At 43.9% G+C, this 2,568-nt stretch carries 3 protein-coding genes; 2 read left to right on the plus strand and 1 reads right to left on the minus strand.

Annotated features, from left to right (window positions below; all coding sequences use genetic code 11):
• The first annotated feature begins 234 nt into the window (after positions 1-234).
• Positions 235-912 carry a ribonuclease III gene (rnc, locus tag RMO79_RS09675; protein WP_310482923.1) on the plus strand — a complete coding sequence of 226 codons (678 nt, stop codon included), beginning with the start codon at positions 235-237 and terminating at the stop codon, positions 910-912.
• Positions 913-922: 10 nt separating this feature from the next.
• On the opposite strand, the gene RMO79_RS09680 is transcribed toward rnc, so the two are convergent.
• Entirely contained in the window at positions 923-1,522 is a 600-nt protein-coding gene (locus RMO79_RS09680) for a hypothetical protein (RefSeq protein ID WP_310482924.1), read from the minus strand.
• A 620-nt stretch (positions 1,523-2,142) separates the two neighbouring features.
• On the opposite strand from RMO79_RS09680, the gene RMO79_RS09685 reads away from it, so the two are divergent.
• Positions 2,143-2,568, plus strand: a 426-nt coding sequence (locus tag RMO79_RS09685) for an AAA family ATPase (protein WP_310482925.1), incomplete at its 3' end; no start/stop codon positions are given.

Consider the following 2,568-nt stretch of genomic DNA (forward strand, 5'->3'; position numbering starts at 1 on the left):
GTATCCGTACCTGTGCGGTTGGTTTCTCTAGTACCCTCTGAGAGGATTCGGTCGAGGATCTCTAGATACGTCTGATCTACTATATTCATACACGAAGCTTGCGCGCTGCCTAGCGGTGGTCGAGTGTTTTGCCAAAGCCTATTATCCTACTATTCGATTGGCATACAATCATTGACAGGTATGATTTCATACATTACAAGAGAGCTGTACGGTTAAATGTCGATTTTTAGGCAAATGCACAAACTATTAATATTCAACGACGAAAAACTGCTTCATCAGGCACTAACACACCGCTCCTATCGCAACGAACACTTCCGGGCAGTAAGCGACAACGAACGGCTAGAATTTTTTGGAGATGCTATTCTCTCATTTGTAAGCGGCGAGTATCTATATCAACGTCATCCTGAAATGGGGGAGGGTGAAATGACTCGACGACGCATAGCAATGGTGGATGAAGAGCAACTTGCCAAGTTTGCAATTGAAATGGAATTAGATTCCAAAATGCTACTAGGACGAGGTGCAAGGCTGGATGGTGGTTCTCTCAATCCAAATTTGCTTAGTAGTACTTTCGAGGCAGTTGTGGGAGCTTACTATCTAGACAAGGGTTGTGATTTTGAAAATATTCGTCCCTTGATTTACGAATTATTTGATTCTGTTCATCCAGAAGTTAAGATCGTTCGCTCAGAGTTAGACCCGAAAAATCAATTTCAGGTATTTGTCCAAAAAGATGGTCATACAACTCCTCCTAAATATATTACTGAAAAAAAAGGCGGTTCGGATCATAGTCCAGAATTTGTATCGAAGGTCTATGTTGGTGACAAATTTTGTGGCGAGGGTACAGGACGTAGCAAAAAAGATGCCGAGAAACAGGCTGCTGAGTCTGCCTTGGCAAAATTAAAAAAGGGGAGATGAATTTAATCTTTCAAACCCCCGTGTGTCCAAATCCACCCTTGCGTTCGCCCACCGTCGTCAAGGCGTCTACTACCCGCTCTTGCGCCACACACACCTCTAAAAACATCACTTGAGCAATTCTCGCGCCGTGACTGAATAGATGTAGATCCCTACCGTGATTGACTAACCCAATCCCCACCCAGTCGGGATAGTGTTCGTCTACAATTCCTGGTGCATTAATGACTGTAATCGAATTCTTGCACGCCAAGCCACTTCTGGGGCACACCAGCATGGTGGCAATCTTATCGGGGTCATCGGTACTCAAACCCACCTTAAATCCGGCATTAACGATTTTTTGTTCGCCTGGAGCGAGGGTGAAAAATCGCAGTTGCGGTTCGTGTTGCTGCAATATCTCTAACGTCACCGTTTCTGCGAGTTGCTTGCCATTGATGTACAGCGAACCTGCGGGATATTGATGCTGAAAGCCAGCTTGTATCGCTTTGACTGATTCCAACACATCGCCTGTAGGTGCAGCAGGTAAATAAGCCTTCACATCCAAAGCCGCAGCTCTATCTACAGCGCGTTGGGGTCTAAATTCTGGATCTGCCAGCACGTATTCAACTGAAATCACAAGGTTACTCTCCGATCGTTCTTGAATATTCTGCCACGATCGATTGCGATAACTTAACTTTTTTTTACAAAAAGATCGCTAATTTAGAAAATTAACTAATGTTTACAAATACTCGATCGAGTCAAGATTTAATTGATGATTCGATCGGGTTTCGATCGCTCACTATCGCCGATTAACGCCATTTGAGTCCACAGTTCGAGCTATCCGACGATACTAACTAGTCACCTACGACCTTTACCTGCATCCAATCCACACTACGACGAGGAATGGTTGCATATTATCTGCTCTATGATAGCGTTTGAGCACTATTTGCTATTGTTGCCATTTAGCTTTAAATTGCCAGTCAGAGCCGACCCGCGCTGATTTTTAAATGTAAAACCTAGCTAAAATGCAAACAGCTCGATCGAGACATCTGTCATAAAAATATTCAGCAAATTAAACACTCGATCGAATTGTAACTTTTCACCCATTTCCGGGAAAGTTAGCGGACAATGCTAGACGTAGCAAAAATTTTATAGATACTCACTCACATTTAACAAAAGTCAGCGTTCTAATTCTTAGTAAGGAGAACCACTTGCGACTTATTTATCACACCACAAAGTAATGGAGACTAGCAGATCGTGAAACTGGCAGTATATGGCAAAGGTGGGATTGGCAAATCCACAACTAGTTGCAATATCTCCGTCGCGTTGGCAAAACGTGGCAAAAAAGTCTTGCAAATCGGGTGCGACCCCAAGCACGATAGTACCTTTACCCTGACTGGGTTCTTGATTCCGACGATTATCGATACACTTCAAGAAAAAGATTATCATTACGAAGATGTCTGGCCAGAAGATGTCATCTACAAAGGTTATGGTGGCGTGGATTGCGTCGAAGCTGGCGGGCCTCCCGCTGGTGCTGGTTGCGGTGGTTATGTAGTAGGAGAGACAGTTAAGCTGCTCAAAGAATTAAATGCTTTTGACGAGTACGACATTATTTTATTCGATGTACTTGGCGATGTGGTGTGCGGTGGTTTTGCTGCACCTCTAAACTACGCCGACTACTGT

The sequence above is a fragment of the Chamaesiphon sp. VAR_48_metabat_403 genome (assembly GCF_031422475.1).
In the GTDB taxonomy this organism is placed as follows: domain Bacteria; phylum Cyanobacteriota; class Cyanobacteriia; order Cyanobacteriales; family Chamaesiphonaceae; genus Chamaesiphon.